The sequence below is a fragment of the Bacteroides stercorirosoris genome (genome assembly GCF_900142015.1).
Taxonomy (GTDB): Bacteria; Bacteroidota; Bacteroidia; order Bacteroidales; family Bacteroidaceae; genus Bacteroides; species Bacteroides stercorirosoris.
Genome location: NZ_FQZN01000020.1, coordinates 31,533 through 52,571 on the forward strand (window position 1 = coordinate 31,533; position 21,039 = coordinate 52,571).

General features: G+C 44.7%; 12 protein-coding genes. 2 read left to right on the plus strand and 10 right to left on the minus strand.

Annotation, left to right across the window (positions count from 1 at the left end; all coding sequences use genetic code 11):
- Positions 1-2: 2 nt before the first annotated feature.
- Positions 3-1,349 (minus strand): dihydroorotase, encoded by a 1,347-nt coding sequence (locus BUC01_RS15325; protein ID WP_025831467.1) that lies wholly within the window; start codon positions 1,347-1,349, stop codon positions 3-5.
- Positions 1,350-1,375: 26 nt separating this feature from the next.
- Complete coding sequence (locus BUC01_RS15330) at positions 1,376-2,128, minus strand: polyprenol monophosphomannose synthase (RefSeq protein WP_025831469.1); 753 nt, start codon at positions 2,126-2,128, stop codon at positions 1,376-1,378.
- Positions 2,129-2,226: 98 nt separating this feature from the next.
- On the opposite strand from BUC01_RS15330, the gene mfd reads away from it, so the two are divergent.
- Positions 2,227-5,613: a transcription-repair coupling factor gene (gene mfd / locus BUC01_RS15335; protein ID WP_025831470.1), complete on the plus strand. Its 3,387-nt coding sequence runs from the start codon at positions 2,227-2,229 to the stop codon at positions 5,611-5,613.
- Positions 5,614-5,616: 3 nt separating this feature from the next.
- Here mfd and BUC01_RS15340 read toward each other — a convergent pair whose 3' ends face one another.
- From BUC01_RS15340 to BUC01_RS15360, 5 genes are all read right to left on the minus strand, one after another.
- Positions 5,617-6,261 (minus strand): hypothetical protein, encoded by a 645-nt coding sequence (locus tag BUC01_RS15340; protein ID WP_025831471.1) that lies wholly within the window; start codon positions 6,259-6,261, stop codon positions 5,617-5,619.
- Between the two features lie 17 nt (positions 6,262-6,278).
- The gene (locus tag BUC01_RS15345) at positions 6,279-8,138 is read right to left on the minus strand and encodes a YgiQ family radical SAM protein (protein ID WP_073314160.1); all 1,860 of its coding nucleotides are present in this window, start codon (positions 8,136-8,138) and stop codon (positions 6,279-6,281) included.
- Between the two features lie 480 nt (positions 8,139-8,618).
- Positions 8,619-8,843, minus strand: a complete 225-nt coding sequence (locus tag BUC01_RS15350) for a sulfurtransferase TusA family protein (protein ID WP_025831472.1) — start codon at positions 8,841-8,843, stop codon at positions 8,619-8,621.
- Positions 8,844-9,158, minus strand: coding sequence for a hypothetical protein (locus tag BUC01_RS15355; protein WP_025831473.1), 315 nt, complete (start codon positions 9,156-9,158; stop codon positions 8,844-8,846).
- 74 nt (positions 9,159-9,232) lie between these two features.
- Positions 9,233-12,154, minus strand: coding sequence for a golvesin C-terminal-like domain-containing protein (locus tag BUC01_RS15360; protein ID WP_073314162.1), 2,922 nt, complete (start codon positions 12,152-12,154; stop codon positions 9,233-9,235).
- 416 nt (positions 12,155-12,570) lie between these two features.
- Between BUC01_RS15360 and BUC01_RS15365 the strand changes: the two genes are divergently transcribed.
- A complete protein-coding gene (locus BUC01_RS15365; protein ID WP_073314164.1) occupies positions 12,571-15,216 on the plus strand; it encodes a T9SS type A sorting domain-containing protein in 2,646 nt (881 codons plus the stop codon).
- A gap of 109 nt (positions 15,217-15,325) precedes the next feature.
- Here BUC01_RS15365 and BUC01_RS15370 read toward each other — a convergent pair whose 3' ends face one another.
- The 3 genes from BUC01_RS15370 to BUC01_RS15380 all read right to left on the minus strand — a co-directional run bounded on the left by BUC01_RS15370 (position 15,326) and on the right by BUC01_RS15380 (position 21,038).
- A complete protein-coding gene (locus tag BUC01_RS15370) occupies positions 15,326-16,633 on the minus strand; it encodes a glucuronyl esterase domain-containing protein (RefSeq protein WP_025831474.1) in 1,308 nt (435 codons plus the stop codon).
- A 51-nt stretch (positions 16,634-16,684) separates the two neighbouring features.
- A complete protein-coding gene (locus tag BUC01_RS15375; protein ID WP_073314166.1) occupies positions 16,685-19,039 on the minus strand; it encodes a hypothetical protein in 2,355 nt (784 codons plus the stop codon).
- 88 nt (positions 19,040-19,127) lie between these two features.
- The gene (locus BUC01_RS15380; RefSeq protein WP_025831475.1) at positions 19,128-21,038 is read right to left on the minus strand and encodes a RagB/SusD family nutrient uptake outer membrane protein; all 1,911 of its coding nucleotides are present in this window, start codon (positions 21,036-21,038) and stop codon (positions 19,128-19,130) included.
- Position 21,039 lies beyond the last annotated feature (1 nt).

Here is a 21,039-nt window from a genome sequence, read left to right on the forward strand (position 1 = left end):
GATTAATAATTAAACCTCAGCTCTTCGCCACGGTAAGTTTCGTCTACCTGTCCGTCACTGTATATCAGATGTCCGTTGGCAAACGTTTTGTCTACTTTCCAGCGGAAGGTATTGCCTTCGAGCGGACTCCATCCGCATTTGCTGAGAATGTTGTCAGCGTTGACTTCCCAACGTTCACCATGACTGACAAGTACAAGGTCTGCCTGATAACCTTCGCGAATATAACCGCGTTTACAGATACCGTATATCTTGGCAGGTGCATGACACATCTTTTCAACAATTGTTTCAATAGAGAAGATACCTTGTTCCGCCAATTCAAGCATACTAACTAAAGAATACTGAATCATCGGCATACCTGACATTGCTTTCAGAGCACCACCTTCCTTCTCACTGAGCAGGTGAGGAGCGTGGTCGGTGGCAATTACATCAATAACTCCGGTGTTGACTGCATTCCGTAACGCATCGCGGTCCACCTGTCTTTTGATGGCAGGATTACATTTGATACGGGTTCCCAACACTTTATAATCTTGTTGGCTGAATAGCAGGTGGGCGATACAGGCTTCGGCTGTGATGTGCTTATCTTCCAATGACTCATCGCTGAACAACCGCAATTCTTTTGCCGTAGAAACATGAAGCACGTGCAGGCGTGCACCGGCCAGGCTTGCCATGCGGACTGCCAGTTCCGATGAAGCGTAACAAGCGGCCGAAGAGCGTATAAAGGGATGTTTACTGACAGGAATATCCGTTGCATTACGGAACATTTCTTTGTAGTAATCAGTATTCTTCTTGATGATTTCCTGACTTTCGCAATGGGCGGCAATCAGCATATCTGTTCCATTGAAAATATTCAGCAGACTGTTGGTCTTATCCACCAGCATATTGCCGGTACTGGAGCCCATAAAGAGCTTGATACCACATACACGGTTCTTATCCAGATTGTTGAATTCGGTATAATTATCGTTGGTAGCACCGAAATAGCAAGAGTGGTTGACGATACATTTCTCGTTCAGCAGGTCGAATTTCTGTTCAAGTGCATCGAGAGTGGTAGTCAGCGGTTGCGTGTTTGGCATATCCATGATAGAGGTGACGCCGCCTGCGGCAGCCGCACGGCTTTCGGTAAAGATATCCGCTTTATGCGTCAGTCCCGGATCACGGAAGTGCACATGGTCGTCAATGACACCCGGTAGCAGGCAACACCCGGTAGCTTCTATTATCTCATCACAAGGGGCGGAAGGTTCTTTTCCGTAGGTTAGCACTTCGGCAATCAAGCCGTTTTCAATCACTACGGATCCCTGGACTGAACGTCCCTCATTCACTATCGTTGCGTTATGTATCAGCGTTCTTCTCATCGTCATTAATCATTTATCGTTAATCACTAATCATTGTTCACAGCTTTCGGATATTTATGGAACCAACTGTTCATTTTCAGTTTGATAACTCCGAAGACGGCCTCCCCGAAGATACTGCTGTTCATTTTAGAAGTGCCCAGTTCCCGGTTGATGAAGATAACGGGTACTTCCGCTATTTTGAAACCGCATTTGTAAGCGGTGAATTTCATTTCAATCTGGAAAGCATAACCCTTAAAGCGTATACCGTCGAGGTCGATGGTTTCCAATACTTTCCGGCGGTAGCACTTGAATCCTGCGGTGGTATCATGCACCGGTAACCCCGTAATGATGCGCACGTATTTGGAAGCAAAGTAGGACATCAGTACACGTCCCATAGGCCAGTTCACTACATTGACGCCACTGACGTAGCGTGAACCGATGGATACATCGGCACCATCCTCGGCGCAAGCTTTGTACAGGCGGGGAAGGTCGGCAGGATTGTGACTGAAATCGGCGTCCATCTCAAAGATGTAATCGTAATGATGTTCCAACGACCATTTGAAACCGGCGATGTAGGCGGTTCCCAACCCCAGCTTGCCTTTGCGTTCTATCATGAACAGGCGTTCGGGGAATTCCTGCTGCAAAGTTCTGACAATGGCGGCAGTACCGTCAGGCGAACCGTCTTCGATAATAAGGATATGGAATACTTTTTCCAGGGCGAAAACGGCGCGGATGATATTTTCGATGTTCTCCCGTTCGTTGTATGTGGGAATGATAACGATGCTGTCCGATGTCTGCATATTCATAAAAAGAGGATTCTTATTGGGAACAAAGTTAAGTGTTTTCTATCACATACGAACAAAACTAAGGATTATTTAGTAATTTTGCGCTCGTTATGATGACAATTACCGAGCTACAACAACGATATGCCGCTCATCCCAATGTGGAAGCAATGAGGGGTTTACTAAAGAAATCGTCCGTCCGTTCCCTTTTCTGCGAGGGTCTGTGCGCTTCTGCCGCTTCGCTGTTTTCATCCGTGCTGGTGCAACGGGGGGGCTGTCCTTTTGTTTTTATTCTGGGTGACCTGGAAGAGGCAGGGTACTTTTACCATGACTTAACACAGGTTTTAGGAACGGAGAAAGTGCTGTTTTTCCCTTCTTCTTTCCGTCGTGCCATCAAGTACGGGCAGAAAGATGCGGCCAATGAGATTCTCCGTACCGAAGTGCTGAGCCGTTTGCAGAAGAACGAGGAAGGACTCTGCGTGGTAACTTATCCCGACGCTTTGGCTGAGAAGGTGGTTTCCCGTAAGGAACTGGGGGATAAAACGCTGAAGCTGCATACAGCTGAGCGGGTGGATATGAATTTCATAACTGATGTGCTGCGTAGTTACGGTTTTGAATATGTGGACTATGTATATGAACCGGGACAGTATGCCGTGCGCGGTAGCATTGTCGATGTTTTCTCTTTTTCTTCCGAATATCCTTTCCGTATAGATTTCTTCGGCGATGAGGTGGAAAGCCTCCGTACTTTTGAGGTCGATTCCCAGCTTTCCAGGGAAAAGAAAGACAGTATTGTGATTGTTCCCGATTTAAGTCATAGTCTGGAGCAGGGTGGTAGTGGTGGCATGGTATCTTTTCTCGACTTCTTGCAACCCGAGACCATATTGGCAATGCGTGACTTTCTTTGGCTGCGCGAACGTATTCAGACGGTGCATGATGAGTCACTTACCCCACAAGCTATCGCGGCCCGTGAAGCGGAGGAGAACGGTGCCATCACTTTAGAAGGAAAATTGATTGATGGCGGAGAGTTTACCTTGCGTGCGCTCGATTTTCGTCGCATGGAATTTGGCAATAAACCTACCGGCACTCCGGATGCCACCGTTACTTTCAAGACTACTGCCCAACCCATCTTCCATAAGAATTTCGATATGGTGGCGGACTCATTCAAGGAGTATCTTTCACTCGGCTACACCTTATATATATGTAGTGATAGCATGAAGCAAACCGACCGTATCCGCGCGATTTTCGAGGATCGTGGAGACGATATTTCCTTCATAGCCGTAGAACGTACTCTGCACGAAGGGTTTGTAGACAATGCCTTGCATCTTTGCATCTTTACTGATCATCAGTTGTTCGACCGTTTCCATAAATACAACCTGAAGAGTGACAAAGCCCGTAGCGGTAAGGTTGCCTTGAGCCTGAAAGAACTCAATCAGTTTACACCGGGTGATTATGTGGTGCATACCGATCATGGTGTAGGGCGTTTTGCCGGACTGGTACGTATTCCCAACGGCGACACTACCCAGGAAGTGATGAAGCTGGTCTATCAGAATGAAGACGTTGTGTTCGTTTCCATTCATTCTCTGCATAAAGTTTCCAAATACAAAGGAAAAGAAGGTGAAGCACCGCGTTTGAATAAGTTAGGTACAGGTGCCTGGGAAAAGCTGAAAGACCGTACTAAATCAAAAATCAAGGATATTGCGCGTGACCTTATCAAACTCTATTCCCAGCGCCGTGAAGAGAAAGGTTTTCAATACAGTCCGGACAGTTTCCTGCAACGGGAGTTGGAGGCATCTTTTATTTATGAAGACACTCCTGATCAGAGTAAGGCAACGGCCGATGTGAAAGCTGATATGGAAAGTGCCCGCCCTATGGACCGGTTGGTGTGCGGTGATGTTGGTTTCGGAAAGACGGAAGTGGCTGTGCGTGCAGCCTTTAAAGCTGTGGCGGATAATAAGCAGGTGGCTGTACTGGTGCCTACAACCGTATTAGCTTACCAACATTTTCAGACTTTCCGTGACCGGCTGAAAGAACTTCCCTGCCGGGTAGAATATCTGAGCCGTGCCCGCACCGCTGCACAGGCGAAAGCCGTAGTGAAAGGACTTACTGATGGAGATGTGAATATTCTCATCGGCACCCACCGTATTCTTGGTAAAGACGTGAAGTTTAAAGATTTGGGACTGCTCATCATTGATGAAGAGCAAAAGTTCGGCGTAAGTGTGAAAGAAAAACTGCGTCAACTGAAGGTGAACGTGGATACCTTGACCATGACAGCCACACCTATTCCCCGAACTCTACAATTCTCCTTGTTGGGTGCCCGTGACCTTTCGGTGATACAAACTCCGCCACCTAATCGTTACCCCATTCAGACGGAGGTACATACTTTTAACGAAGAAATCATTGCTGATGCCATTAACTTTGAGATGAGTCGTAACGGACAAGTCTTCTTCGTCAACAATCGTATTTCCAATCTCATCGAGTTGAAGATGATGATAGAACGCCATATTCCTGATTGCCGCGTAGCTATCGGCCACGGTCAGATGGAACCTGCCGAACTGGAAAAGATCATCTTCGACTTCGTGAACTATGATTACGATGTATTACTTGCCACTACCATCATAGAGAGTGGCATTGACATTCCGAATGCCAACACTATCATCATCAATCAGGCTCAAAATTTTGGTTTGAGTGACTTGCACCAGATGCGTGGGCGTGTAGGGCGCAGCAATAAGAAAGCATTCTGTTACTTGCTTGCCCCTCCTTTGTCCTCGCTTACTCCTGAGGCGAAACGCCGTTTGCAGGCTATCGAGAATTTCTCCGATCTTGGCAGTGGCATTCATATCGCTATGCAAGACTTGGATATTCGTGGTGCGGGCAATATGTTGGGTGCAGAACAAAGTGGCTTCATTGCCGACCTTGGTTACGAAACCTATCAGAAGATTCTTTCCGAGGCTGTACAAGAACTGAAGACGGATGAGTTTGCCGAACTCTATGCCGAAGAGTTGAAGGGAGACGGCACTATTAGTGGTGAGCAGTTTGTAGATGAATGTCAGGTAGAGAGTGACCTGGAACTCCTGCTTCCCGCAACTTATGTGACCGGTAGCAGTGAGCGTATGCTTCTTTATCGCGAACTGGACAGCCTGGTGCTGGACAAAGATGTAGAAGCTTTCCGCACTCGTCTGGAAGACCGCTTCGGACCTATTCCACCGGAGACGGAGGAGCTGTTGCGTATTGTTCCTCTCCGCCGTTTGGCTGCTCGCATGGGTATAGAGAAGGTGTTTCTGAAAGGCGGGCGTATGTCTCTGTTCTTTGTGTCCAATCCGGATAGTCCGTATTTTCAGAGTCAGGCATTTGGCAAGGTCATTGCGTACATGATGAAATATACCCGTCGCTGTGACCTGCGTGAACAAAGCAACAGACGTTCCATGCTGGTGAAAGATGTCCGGACGGTGGAGGAGGCGGTTTGTGTGTTGCAAGAGGTGATTTTAATGGAAGCCGGAGAATGACTTTTATCGTCCGAACTGAACCGCAAATCCTATATTAAGGAAGGTGATATTGTTCTTAAACCAGCTATGGTCTATCCCGTCGTCATATCCGTCAGTGTTTGATAAACGGGCATCGGGATTGGCAAACCAGTCTGCCGTGAGCATATCGGCCCGGAAGACTCCTGATATTTTTTTAGTAATGCGGAACTCATACCCCATGCCGAATGACAGACCGCAATATCCTCTTTGGAAAAGATGACCATTTCGTTCGCCTCGCTGATACGTTCGTTCCTGATAGTTCATATAGCCGATTCCGAATGACAGGAATGCACCTTGGTTTCCGTTGCTCCATAAGTGGCGAAAAGTGATTGTGGGACGTGCATAATGAAGATGCATCTTATCAGGTAAATCTGCTATTCGCAGATAATCGTACTGAATGCCAAGTGCAAAGTTAGGGATGAAGTAATAACGTCCTTCCAGCATTAAGTCGTATCCCGCACGATCACCGTTTTTGCTGAAGAAATCGTTTTGGTTTCCTTCTACGTGTGGCAGTGTCAATCCGCCACCCACTGTTATGCTAAAGGTCTGCGGCAAATAGTCTTGCGCTTGCAGAAATGAACCTGTATAATTCAAGAGGGCAGTAAGCATTATTAATAATAGTCGCTTCATCATAGTTTATTGGGTGTTTATCGTTTTACATATAGTTTGTCAATCAAATCCTGCCGTCCAATGCGACGCAACTCGTTGATGATATTCTTTCGCTCCTCGGGCTTATACCAGAAGAAGAATTGGCGCTGTGCTAGCTTTTCGCGAGGGGTTTTGGCACTGAACACGGGTTCCAGCGTATACGGATGATATCCGGTGTACCATGCTTCGGTAGCTACGGTCATGGGCGTAGGAGTGAAGTCCTGCACTTGCTCCAGATGGAAGTCCAAACGCTTGGTGATGACGGCAAGTTCGGCCATATCCTCTTCTTTGCAGCCGGGATGACTGGAAATGAAGTAAGGAATGAGTTGTTGTCGTAATCCTTCTTCTTTATTGATACGGTCGAATATCTTCTTGAATTCCTGGAATTGGCTGAAGGGCGGTTTACGCATGATGCTCAGTACGCGGTCACTGGTGTGCTCCGGAGCAACTTTCAGACGACCGCTGACGTGGCGGGCAATCAGTTCGCGGGTATATTCCTGCGTACTTTTATTGATGGCGGGATCTTTGCTTTGATGTAATAATAAATCGTATCTTACTCCACTTCCGATAAAACTCTTCTTGATACCAGGCAGGGCATCTACTGCATGATAAATATCCAGTAGCGGGCGGTGATCGGTATTCAGGTTGGGGCATACTTTGGGATGAATGCAGGATGGGCGTTTGCATTTCCGGCACATTGTTTCATCACGTCCTTTCATCCGGTACATATTGGCGGACGGTCCTCCCAAGTCGCTCAAATATCCTTTGAAGTCTGGCAGTTCCATGACTTCCTTTACTTCTTTAAGCACACTCTCCTTGCTACGGCTTACAATAAATTTTCCCTGATGTGCCGAGATGGTACAGAATGCGCAACCTCCGAAACATCCGCGGTGAATATTCACAGAAAACTTAATCATATCGTATGCCGGAATGCGCTTGCCTTTGTATTTTGGATGAGGCAGCCGGGTATAGGGAAGGTCGAAAGAGCGATCCAGTTCTTCTTCTGTCAAAGGAGGATAAGGCGGGTTGACGACTACCGTCATGTTATCCACTTCCTGTGTAATGCGTGAGGCTGTATATTTATTACTTTCTTCCTCGATATGGCGGAAGTTGGCAGCTTGTTTCTTCTTGTCTTTCAGACATTCGGCATGAGAGAAAAGGCAGATATCTCCTTCTTCGGCAATGAAATCCGCCGTTTTGCATGAGTACGCAATTTGCGGGATGTCGGCAAGGGCTGCACTGTCTTCTCGTAGGGACGAATCATTATTCGTCTGGATATCACAGATTTTCTGCATTCTCTTCACCAACTCCACTACCGGCTTTTCTCCCATTCCGTAAATCAGCAAATCCGCTCCGCTTTCTACAAGAACACTTTTCATCAATTTGTCTTGCCAGTAGTCATAATGTGTCACCCGGCGCATACTTGCCTCGATACCTCCCAATACAACGGGAACATCCGGATATATTTTTTTCAGAATGCGGGTATATACAATTGAAGGATATTCCGGGCGCATATCCGGACGTGCATCCGGTGTGTAGGCATCGTCACTGCGCAGCCGCTTGTTTGCCGTATATTTATTCACCATTGAATCCATGCATCCGGGACTGATACCGAAGAACAGGCGTGGACGTCCCAACTTCTTGAAGTCACGCAAGTCGTCCCGCCAATTGGGTTGGGGAATAATCGCCACGCGCAGACCTTCTGCTTCGAGGATACGTCCGATAACGGCAGCCCCGAAGGAGGGATGGTCTACATAGGCATCGCCACTGAACAGGATAACATCCAGTTCGTCCCATCCGCGTAATTCCACTTCTTTTTTGGTTGTGGGCAACCAATCAGTTAGTCGATATTCTTTCATGCCGCAAAGATACGCATAAAATGATTAGATGGTAAAGCGAAGAGGGATAAACAATGCCTGTCTGGGGAAGTCTTTTTGGTATTTATCATTTCCCCCCTTAAGTCGTATTATCCGTTATCTTACGACATGACTTCCGTCACCCCACAGGGTAACGTTCGTTACACGCCGAGGTAAAAGTCGTTACATACCGAGGTAAAGAGCGTTACAATAGGGGGTAAAGGTCGTTACATCCAGCGGTAAATGCTTTTACATTGTTTGGTAAATGGAATGTAAATGCTATCTGTTGAAAATCAATGAACTAAGAGAATCTATTAGCAAGGCTGATTCCTTTAGGATATGAATGAGGATTTTGAGGTTACTTTGATTCTTATACATTTGTGATACCAATATTGTCCATAAACAAATCCCGTTGCAAATCTTAAAAGACTGCAACGGGATTTGTTTCTCTATTAATTACGACCTCCCAACGTAGGGATGTGCTCATTTTTCGGACTGCCTTGTAAATTGCAACGTCATCTGTTCGCCGTCATAAATTTCGCGGAAACCAACTTGTTGCTCGGCCAGATACTCTTTCAAATCATTGAAAGCAGCGGCATCGTCCATGATTATTTCCAGTTTCTCACCCGGTGAGGCTGCGCACATGGCTTTCATGGCCGGGATGAGTGGGCTGTAATGTTTCTGACCACATGTGTCGATTGTTTTCATTTATTCTTCTTCTATGGGTTCCTGCTTTGAAAGCCATTCCAGATAGAGCTTGATGAGTTGCTGCAGTCCGAAAGCTTTCATGTTGTTGTGGTATATCACGTCGATGCAGAGGTCGAGCAAGTCTTTGCTGTCCTCCTCTTGTGATGCGATGAGGGAGCGGATGTTCAGCCTCAGTTTCTCCAATACAGATTCATCTACAATACCATTACTGTCAATGAGGTGGCGGAAAAGTCCGTATTTCTCGATGGTTGCCAGATTCTCTTCGGAGATATCCAAACTGCGGGTACCGCTGGGATTAGCTTGTATAGTGTACATAGTCTGTTATGTTTTTAAAGGTTTATACTCTGAGAGCAAAGATAAGCGTTATTTTTAATTAGACGTATTGTTTTCTACTTTTTTGCTTGAAAGAATTGCAGGATGGAGGCCATGACGGCATTGCGGTCCGATTCCTGTTCGATGCTTTCCAGTGGGAAACCCATAACGAAGGTGCGGTAATTGCCTTGGTAGGCAATGGCTGCGCTTTGGTTGTCGGGAGCATAAGTAAGCACGGGGAAAGCTGTGCCTGTCGGCAGGATGCATTCCGGTGCGGTCACGGCATAGGCTTGCTCATTGGGCAGGCGGGGAATGGTGAATGTACGTTCCAGTCCGTTGATGTTTCCGGACCGGTTATCATTCAGGGATTGGCCGTAAGCGTATTTCAGGATATTCTGCGTAAACTCCCGGTCACCTTGTGAGCGGTTCATGTCACTGCCGATGTAAGAGCCGCTCACAAGAAGGTTGCCGCCGGATTGACAATATGCGGTCAATGCGCGTTGCATGGGTGAGGAGAAAGTCTTGTAATACACATTACCGGCGGGATTGCTTTGCCGGTCTTCCTTTTCAAGTCCGAGGATGTAGTCTACGACATCGTAAACTTCCAGCGGTACACTTCCGTTCTCTACGGATTCGTCGCTGCACGAAACGAAGCTATAGTCACCTGCCGCTTGTATCGCTTTCCCATGCACGAACGGATAGTCGAAGGAATTTCCGGCAATTCTGATTCCTTCCCACTCATCCCCGCTGCGTCCCAATTCTTTTCCCGTCTGCTTGCGTGAAAATTCGGTTTGGGCGCCGCAAAGTGAAATGTCATATAAATAAGGTACCCCCGGGTCTTTTGCCAGATCGAATCCGGCTGCGATGGGAGTATCGACAACTGCGGGGCCGCTGATACGGTCGAATCCGTTGACAATCAATACACGTCCCTTTTCCTTTTTCGCTTTATAAGCCGCGAGTATTTCGGACGGGAAGCTTTCTCCGCCACGGTTGGCCGCGGTGACTTTAAAAGAATAGACTATGCCCGGTTCTATCTTTGCGGTGTAGGAAGGACTACTTACACGTACTCCGTTGTCAAAACCACCGCGTCCGATACGGGTATAAACGATGTATTCGCGCGGTTTGGCTGTAGGTTCTACTATGTCTTCCTCACCTTTCCATGAAAGTTCCAGTGTATTCTTCTTATTGCCGAAACGGATGGCGAAGTTACTTACCGGAAGAGGTTGCACCACATAGTCCTTGCCATGCTGGTTGCAAAGATATTGGAGGATCGCTTTATAGATGGAACGCCCCACGGTAAACTTGAAGTTGGGATCATGGCCGAGACGCATATCGGCAAAGTTTTGGTGTGATAGCAATTCCACAATGGTGGACGGAACTGCCGGAAGGCGGGTTTCGCTGTAATTACGGTCCCATAGGCTGCGGCGTGTCCAGTCTATGGCATAATTGGAACGGATATCGCGCTGAAGCTGCGTGAGCAAGATATCGGAAAGGTCACGTGAAGTGTATCGGTCAGTGCCGCTGGCAAGTAATCCCTCGTTGAAATTGGTGGTATAGATGCCGAGCGTACCGATAATCTTGTCTTCTTTACTGGCGCCTGCATCACTGTGCAATGCCATCGCCATTTCGAAAGGTACCCCCAACCCTTGCTCTTTGGGGTTGAAGATGGAGCCGCCGGACAGATAGTTGATCATTCTTGAACGGGAATTTATGTCATCAGACATATCGTCTTTTCCTTCGCGTCCGCCATAAACAGGGTAGGGCATACCGGCCCATTGTGCATAGTAACGCGAACCTTCCAGATACCGGGGCAATCCGCTGGTTTCCCCGCCACGTGCGATATTTCCCATTCCTCCACCAAAACGTACGGCATCGGCACAGACAACGCCTTTTTCTTTGCTTTCATTACTTAGTACTACCATGCCGTAATCGTTTTTGCCTTTATCAAAAGCAAATGTTCCAAGATATACCCAGGTGCCTCCTCCGATTTGTTGGTTCACTTTGAATTCAGTGACACCTCCGTTGTGAAATACGAGATATTTGGCATCGCTTACACTGTTTGGCAGAGTTTGATAAGACACATATACGGCATATTCCCCCGTTTCAGGAATGTCAGGCACCCATTCGACAAAAGCCTTGTCCTTTTTCTTTTCGGTTTGGGCATAGCGGGCTGTCCCGGTAATGAAAGGATTTTCGTTATCTTGATATACTCTTTTCTGTTGGGCAAATCCTGGTTGGTTTGTCTGTTGCCAACGTGCTTTCCGGCTTTTGACTTCTAAATAGAGGGAGCCTTGTCCGCCATATCCATTCAGGCTTCCGTCATTGTCGACGATGACTTCCTGTTTTTGTGTATCCCGTTCACGGGGGGTGAATACATTGGCTCCGGCATTTTCCAGCATGGGTATGAGGTAGGGTAAAATGAATGATTGTGTGAACTGGTCTTCTGTTGTACAAAACAGGCGTGGACGTTGCCATCCCCATGTATTTTTGTCGTTGATATAATATTTTCCATGACTTTGCCAAAGGGCGATATGTCTTCTTTCCAATCCACGGGTAATTTCGTATGGACGTGAGATGCGGGTTACCCACGGATTGCTTTTGTATTCCAGCTTATTAAATAGACGTGTTTTGTCTTCCTTCCCTTTCCGGTAAAGATTTGGAATGAGGTCTTCAATGCTTCGTCCGTTTGCAAAAAGGGTTATTTTGAAATAACTTACCGGTCCTGGCAAGATTTGTCCCAAATGCCGATAAATGGCATCTACTGTTACTGGTCGTAAGGGCTGGTAGGCAAAGCGTTCGTTTGTATAGATGAGCAACCTCTTTTTTCGGAAGTCGATACGGAAACTGTCCAACTTGCAAGTACCTATATTTATCGTATTGGTGGTATATTCTTTAAAGAAAGCTTGTAGCCGTTCTTCTACATTTTGTTCGATGTCTTGTGCCGGAAGAAGTGTTCCATACAACAAAAGTAAGATGCTGGTTAGAATTATTTTTTTCATACTTATGGAATGTTCAAGTTTGTAATGTCTGCTTCTATGTGGCAGTAGTACATACAAAAGTACATAAAAGAAGATTGCATTGTTTATTGAATTGCTTTCTTTTTGATATATTTTGCAAATCTGTATTTCAGAAAACGCTCCCGATGATTTAGTTGTAAATTATTGGGTTTGGTAAAGATTCGGTATTTGCAATGTTGTTGAATTCATACATAATACTTATGAAAAAAATATAGCATTGCCTAGTTGAAAACGCGCAGACAGAAATGCATCCTCTTTTTTTTATCCTTACATTTTCTCATGAAATCGTTTCCGATGATTTATCCCTGTTTCTTTGAACAACCTGTTTCAAATCCTTAGTTTTGTCTTGCCAGCCAGTTTCCGGCTGTAATTGTATAATCACTAAATTACTAAAATTTATGCAGAAAAAGACACTACTCCCTCAATCAGTTCACAAATTAAAACGAATTTGGATATTATGTTTGATAAGTCTGTGCATTGCACCATTAAATGCGCAAACTTTATACAAAATTGAGATGCCCAATTACATCCTGCAAGCATCAGGCACAAACACAGAGACTTTGTACATCAAAAACAAGGAATCTGAAAACCTGATTCAACTCGGAAAACTAAAGTTCGGGTGGACACCTGCCATCACAATGGAAAATACATGCAGTTATGAAATCATTGAAGTAAACGGATATCAGGCCATCCGCGCCACCTACACTTTTCCTTCATCTGTACCTTCTTCCATTACACTGACCGGAACCTTCATTGCACGTCCCGACCGGGTAGACGTCCAATATTGGGTTTCCGGTGTTCCTACCGGATATGTCACCAACTGGGGAGGCTCACAATTTCGCTTCATACTCTCCAACAAGGCAAATACCCAAATATTGCCAGAGGCCAAACTCGGCTTATGGCAACGGGATGCACAAGGAGGATTGCCCATTGAAGCCGCAGATTCCAATTTCTTCCCATTCCTCATAAAAGATAAAATAATATGTCTGGCCTATGGTCCTGAGAATAAGGCTAATTCCAGTTGGAAGGACGACTGGTACAGGCATACCGTCTTAATTGATAATAAAGACGGTTCCTATTCCACGAAGTTCTCCGTACTGGTGGCTTCTTCGGACTGGCCGTACGAAGCCATCTGTGCCCAATGGAAAGGACGTCCCTTTGCATTAACTCTCAGCACCGATAAACCTTACAATTGGTGGGAAAATGCATCCGGAACATTAAGCGTAAAAGTAAATCTGGCCAACACTTCCCAAGAGAAGAAAAATTGTACACTCAAATATTGGATCAGAGACTATGCCGGAAATTATGTTGTCAATGAAAGCCGTTCACTTACTTTAGAAGCCGGTCAGCTACAGGTCTATCCCATTGAGTTCACCCCCGAAAGCGAAAGAGAAATCTACTTTATAGAGGCTTCCATCGAGGATGAAACTGGCAAGGAGCAAGTATTTCACAGAACGAATATAGGGCTCCTCCCCCCACACGAATTCACATCTACTTCTGATGAAAACATCATGGGACTTTCCGCTTACTGGGCTATCCCCGACTCAACAGAATTGAAACGGTTACTCAACAGAATGGGGGTCAGATGGGTAAGAAACGGAATTAACAGCAGTTTCAAGAATATCGAAGCAATGTATCATAACAATATCGACTGGACAAAAAAGTGGAGTGATACAGAACGAGATAAACAAATCCGAACCTGCTTCCAAGAAATAGTGAAGAGCGGAAACAAAATTTGGGAGTTTGGCAATGAACTGAATATGAGTTCTCCTGATATAGGTGGAGCTGGTGAAGGTATCGGAAAAGCACTATTGGCAGAGTCTTATGTGAAATGGTTAAAAGCTATCCGCAAGATACAGTCGGAAAAAACGGAATGGCAAAAAATCAAAATTATATCTTTCGGTTTTGCCGGTACTGACGAAGTATTCCTGGAAAAACTCGTCACACTAGGAGGTTGGGAATTGCTGGATGGAATAGCACTTCATCCAGGAAGAGGTAACTTTACTCCCGATTATCCTGTAACAGTTCCATGGAATGAATTTGAGAAACCTTCTTCAGGATATCAATACTGGAATTACTATGGTTCCATCCGTATTCTCAAAAACTTCATCAAAGCACATGGAAATGATAAAGATTTATACCTGACGGAAGTCTACGCACTTGACTTTCCGAACCATTCATGGAATGACACTCCCCGCGAATCAGCCGAGAACGTGGTCCTCTCATTTGCACTTGCCGCTGCTGAAGGAGTAAAGAATGCACTCTATTACCAGCTATTCAATTCAGTATGGAACAATCAATTAGGCGTGAGAGAAGACAACCGTGAATATTTCTTTGGTCTAATCAACCGCGATCTAAGTTTCAAGCCTTCCCTCATGGCCTACTGCAATATATCCGAAGCGTTGGATGGGGCTCGTTTCAAAGGATGGATCAAGTTTAGTGAAAATAATCCTTTCAGCAAAGGAATCATGTTCGATACGCCTAAAGGTCCTATGAGTATTATTTGGGATAGAATAGAAGGCGATATACTTCCACGTCCCAATGGGAACAGTTCTCCGGAACCTTGGATCAGTTCATGGAATATACAAACGGAACTGACTTTGCCCTGCAAAGAAGAAAGCATTACGGTATTGAATGCCATCGGACAAAAAGAATCAATCCCGGTGAAAGACCATAAAGCTACAATAACTCTAACTGGAGCTCCTGTTATTATTTACGGCATGGATGCCTCTCAGATGCAGCTTCACGGAGATGCCCCGACCAGCATAGAGAACCTTTATGTCAACGGGAAAGATATACGAATAAGTCCCAATCCAGTAAAGGATCGATTGTTCATCAAAGCTAATTTTCAGTCGGACATCAAGCAAATGCATCTCTATATATATAATGTAATCGGGCAGCAGATTGTAAGTCAATCAATTCCTGTATCAGGTAATACCTTGGAATACAGCATAAACGTGACCGGAATCAATGCAGGAATCTATTACGCAGTCTTCGACATAAATGGTGTCGAACGCATAACCAAGAAGGTTATCAAGCAATAGAACAGTTTATATTATCCTTAAGATAGAAGTGTTACACAAAGCAATCTTTTTGCTTGGCTAACACTTCTATCTATCTTGTGGGTCATGCCTCATATGCCTCGGTGTTAGGTCACTTTCTGAACCATTTATCTGCAAACTTCACATACTGTTTCCAGTCATATTGAGTGATGTCGTGCCTGCCAGAACGAATGTGGTAGGCGATACTACCGTCTTGTAGAGGAGTATCGCTTGGAGGCATCTCTTTGGCATCTAGCCCCTTTGCTCCGAATATAAACTCATATACCGGAGTAGCATGTACTCCGGATAGGAATTCTCCTTTAGGGTCGGCCCATTGGTCTTCGGTGGCGCTGGCAATATAAACTGGACGTGGGGCTAAAAGAGCTATCAACTCATGCTGGTCAAAAGGAAGCGTGTTCTCTTTGCTGTTGTATTTCCGGAAGTTGCGACAAAACCAATGTGGAAACTGTTGGTTGATGGCTTGAATGGTTTCTCCGATTGCACGTCGGGAAAGGGCGGCCCCTCCGCAACCGGAGCAATTGGAGATAATCATAGCAAAACGTTGGTCTGTGGCTCCTGCCCATAAGGCGGCTTTACCATGCCGTGAATGTCCGAACACGGCTACTTGGGATGTGTTGATATCTTTGTCTGTTTCGAAATAGTTCATCGCACAGCTCATGGCCCATGCCCACGCGGCTATGGTTCCCCATTCGTCGTTAGCCGGATGATGTTGTCCTTTTTTGTAGAATAGAGGGTGAACTCCATTTTTAAATGCATCATCAAAATCGGGGTCAATGTCTCCGCGATAGATTGTGGCAAGGGCGTATCCGTTTTCCATTAGCATCTCAATGGGCCATCGGGCAGCTGCAATGCCTCGGGGAGGCAGTCTCTTCCATAAAAATTCTTTTTGTTTTTCGGGAGTTGGATAGGATATACCGGGATCTAGGCTGATGGTATGGTTACCTTTGAAGTTTAATCCGAAGAATAGAGGAACTGCTCCTGAACGCTTGTTTGGAATATATATGAGGACTGTAAAGTAGTGTTTGTCACTTTTTGTCAGGTAAACCGAAACTTCCTTACGTGTAGCTATACCGCCTAACGCATTTTTGTCTTCTGTCAGAATTTTGAAGTGCATATCTTTCGGATGTTTAGGTGCTTTGCCGAACATTTCCGTTTCGAAGAGCCGGAGTAGTTCCGGCCTGCGTTTTTGGTTCCATTGTTTCAGGGTATTTATAGTGCTTCCGTTTTTCATTATCAATGGATTAGGTAGGTCGTAATTCGGAATGTTTTCTTCTTCATAATTTGCTTTAGAAGCAAGATATCTGAAGATAGTGTCTTTAGGAAGACTTTCAGCCAACACCGTAAGTACAAAACACTGTAAGAAGCACAATATTCCTGTAATCTTTTTTTGAGTATTCATAGTAAATAGTTTATATTATTCTTAATCTTTTAAACTTTATGGTATCCTTGATTAATGATAAAGCTGAATTCGTGATGCATCTATTCCGTATATTACGCAAGGAGCACCAGTCAATTCTATAGTTACCTGATTATTGGTAGTAGGCACTATCTGTTTTTGTCCGATGGCATTCAGTAAGGTGACCTCTGGAACATTGCTTGGCAATGTCAGTCTCTTTTTTGTTTTCCATGAGCTTACCCAAGGTTCCGGAAAAATATCTCCGTTGGGATGAGTCAGGATATTTCCTTCTGTCCTGTCCCAAAGTACAGCCATGCTTCCCCGAGGAGTATCAAATAAAATTCCTCTGCTGAACGGATGCTTTTCGTCCATCCGTATCCAGCCTTTGAATGTGGCTTTATCCAATACTTCAGCCGTGTTGCAAAAGGCCATCAAAGAAGGCTTGAAGCTTAAATCTCGGTTGATCATCCCAAAGAAATACTCCCGGTTAGTGGCATTTACTCCTAAATGGTCGAACCATACGGAGTTAAATAGCTGATAGTAAAGTGCATTCTTTACTCCCTCTGCCGCTGCAAGCGCATATGATAATAATAAATTCTCCGCCGCCTCGCGAGGGGTGTCATTCCATGAATGATTGGGATAATCAAGCGCATATATTTCGGTGAGGTACAAATCTTTGTCGCCTCCATGCTTTTGTATGAAGTTCTTGACTACTCGGATAGAACCGTAATAATTCCAGTATTGATATCCGAAAGCGGGCTTCTTGAAATCTTCCCAAGGAGCGATTACCGGAAAATCAGGTGTAAAATTACCTCTGCCCGGATGCAATGCGATTCCGTCCAGTAAGTCCCATCCTCCTAATTCTACAATCTTTTCCAGGAAGACCTCATCTGCACCTGCTATTCCGAATGAGATAATCTGAATGTTCTGCCATTCAGTTTTTTCTTTTTGAACTTTGCGTATGGCTTTCAACCACTCTATATATGCTTCGGCCAAACTAGCCTTACCAATGCCTTCACCGGCACCGGCAATGTCCGGTGAACTCATGTTCAGTTCATTGCCAAATTCCCATATTTTGTTCCCATTCTTCACAATCTTTCGGAAAAAGGAACGTATCAATTCTTCCCGCTCTGTATCTTTCCATTTCTTCTTCCAGTCTATGTTATTGTGAAATGTGGCTTCTATGTTTTTGAAACTGCTGGTGATTCCGTTACGTACCCATCGGACTCCCATCCGGTTTAATAAACGTTTTAGATTCATGGAATCGGGAATGGCCCAATAGGCTGAAAGCCCCATAATGTTTTCATCGGGTGTGGCTTTAAACTCATGAGGAGGCAATATAGCCAGACTTGTCCTCGAGAAAATCTGTTCTTTTCCGTTTTCATCTTCAACGGAGACTTCTACAAAATAAATTTCCCGTTTTGTGTCTGCTGTAAATTCAATGGGGTGAACTTGTACTTCTCCTGTTTCTAAGAAGTATTTTTTTGAGTCATTCACTATGTAATTTCCGTCATAGTCACGAATCCAATACTTAAGTATGCATTTTTGTGGAACTGGTGACGTATTGATGATTTTAGCTTGTACGCCGATTGGAGCAGTTGCGTCCTCCCACCAGTTATAGACTTTCTCTGTGGTGAGTGTTAAGGCAAATGGACGTTTCTGCCATTTTGCACTGATAGCTTCGTAAGGCCATCCATAAGGAGGAAATAGGATTGAGAACTGAGTGAAATAGTTGCCGTCTTCCTGACGGGATAGAATCGTATGTTTGTAGTCTTTTCCTTTCCAATTTGAGTCGACTTTGTTATCGGCTCCATAAGTAAGGCAAAGCAAGCGGTTTTTTATCAAAAACGGGAATATTTTGGCATCGGCTATTTCTAACGGAAGTCCTCCTTTAGCATCTCGCTGCCATATCCCCAATTTAGCTTCCGGAAGTTTTTGAGTACCGGCGTTTTCGGGCAGGCAGAAACGGAACTGACATCCTTTCCAGTCAGCCTTATACTTTTCGGGAACTCCTGAAAGCAAATACTGTACGTCCACCCGGTCTTGATGCACTATGAATGTACCTATAAGTTTCATCGAAGTCGGTACTGATGGAGGAAAAAAATAATGAATACGAATGGCACTTGCCCCATTCACCTCAGTTATTTCATATTTACAATTGTTTTCGAGTTCCAGTTGAGGCCACTGGCCAAGTTTCAGCTCGCCAAGTTGTACTAATGTCTCCGATTGTTTGTTTTGCAACAGCAACCTTCCTTTATCTTTGGATGCTATTCTTAAAATATAATTGGAAGATTCAATCTTATAGTTTGCCAGCATTTCTATGGGTGCTATACAGAAATTGATTATTAACAATAGTAACCATTCTCTTTTCAATTCGGCAAATGAAATGTTATATAAAAGCTTATACATATCTTTATTTTTTGTAAATTATAAAATTTACCCCTGCTACAAATATTATGTGGCAGGGGCAATTTTTCATAAAAGTGGATATCCACGATTAATCTTTCATGAACTGGCCTTCTTCGGGTACCTGCAAGGGAGTTACATTATTTTCACAACCTAAATAACCGTTATTTTGATTAATGTGTCCATTGGTGTTGGCTCTGATATCTTTGTTAGGAATAGGCCATAACATGTGATGAACACTCATGGTGTATTCTGCAAATCTGTTCTTTACACCTTTGTTATAGAAATTGTTATGTTGACTGATCCAGTCGAACCAGAAATTGTATCCGGCATCTTTCAAGTTGCTGGCTCCCTTTGGACCACATAAGTTTTCCATTTTGTAGGTACGTCCGTTGAATATTTCACAAGGTTTACCTGTCAGTGCGTATGTATAAGCGATACGAACCAATGTAATGTGACGATGTTCTTCGTAATAAAGTTCACGTGCACGTTCGTTCAGAATTTCACCGATATTGATGTTTTGAGCAGTCAGCGGATCGGCGCCTGCACGGTTACGGACTACATTCAGCATATTGGCTGCTTCACTCAGATTATCTTTCCAATAATAGCATTCGGCAAGCATCAGGTAAACTTCGGCACTACGCATCAGGTAAATAGGGCTTGAACCACCTTTCCATTGACCGCTACCTGCTGTCGGATCCGGAATATAAACTTTGTAGTGCGGCCATGAAAACCAGCAGCGGATTGAATCACCGCAAGACATATTCACTGGTTTTACTGCCTTCTTTCCATACCAGGGATCATTAGCTTTCTTCAGGGCCGGGTCATTATAAATTAGGTCTTCCATACGTCTCCAGCTATCGTGGTTGTAGCGGCCACGTAAGTCATTTTTCTCTTTCTCTGTCCAGATGGTATATTGGAAGTAGTTGGTGGGGCGTACACGGGCAATGCCTCGTCCATATGTTTTGTTCACATCTTCCACAATGCCGGCTGTAACGTCTTTGCTGTCGGGAGTGACGGCGAAACCAGTTTTACCACTCGGAGTTTTTACTACGTTATTATTCCACATAGGAACACAGTTAGCCATGATTTCTGTTTTTGCAGAACCTGTGCCACTGGCATTATTCGGTTCGGATACACCATATAATATACCTTCTGTGTTGGCCGGATCACTTTTGGCTTCTACGCTATGCAGATCAAACATCAGGTTGGGATGATTGTTTTTAGTGGAAGTAAAACGGTTGACCATCAGTGGGTGTTTAGCTACGATTTCATTTCCAACTTTGATAGCATTGTCGAATTCTCCCAATGACATATAGACTTTCATCAACAGTACGCCACAGGCCGATTTTGTGGTGTGTCCACGGTCTACTTGTTCGGGTACCCATTGGTATGCAAATTCCAGTTCTTTTTTCATACGACGCAAGATGCTCCAACGGTCACATGTATTAAAATCATACCGTGGGTATGTGACTTCGACATCAATGAAGGGGACATCCCCGAACTGGTTGATTAGTCGCCAGTATCTGTAACAACGTTGGAAGTAACCTGTACCTAATACTTTGTTCTTTTCAGCTTCATTCACGAATTTTGTATCTTTCATACGTGAAAGTACTACATTCGTATATTTTATTTGATTCCAGTTCTCATCCCAATTATGTGATGTCAAATAGGAGTTTTCTGCATTATTAAAGTTCGCATCCGGCATTAATTGGCGATCCATATCCTGCAAGGGTCCTGCTTTATCAGTCGTTCCGCTGATGCAGAGGTCGGAGAAGATCAGTTCACAAGTATATCCACTTCCGTTTCCAAAGTATTCATGACGCATGGAACGCTCGGCTGCTGCCAGAGAAGTGAGCAGACCGTCAGCATCAATGTATGCATTTTCAGGAGTGAGGAAAGAGAGGGGTTTAGGTTCCAACCAGCTTTCGCTACATCCGGTTAGTAGTGCCGTACATAAAGCGGCACCACTGATAGTTTTGAATATTCTGTTCTTTTTCATT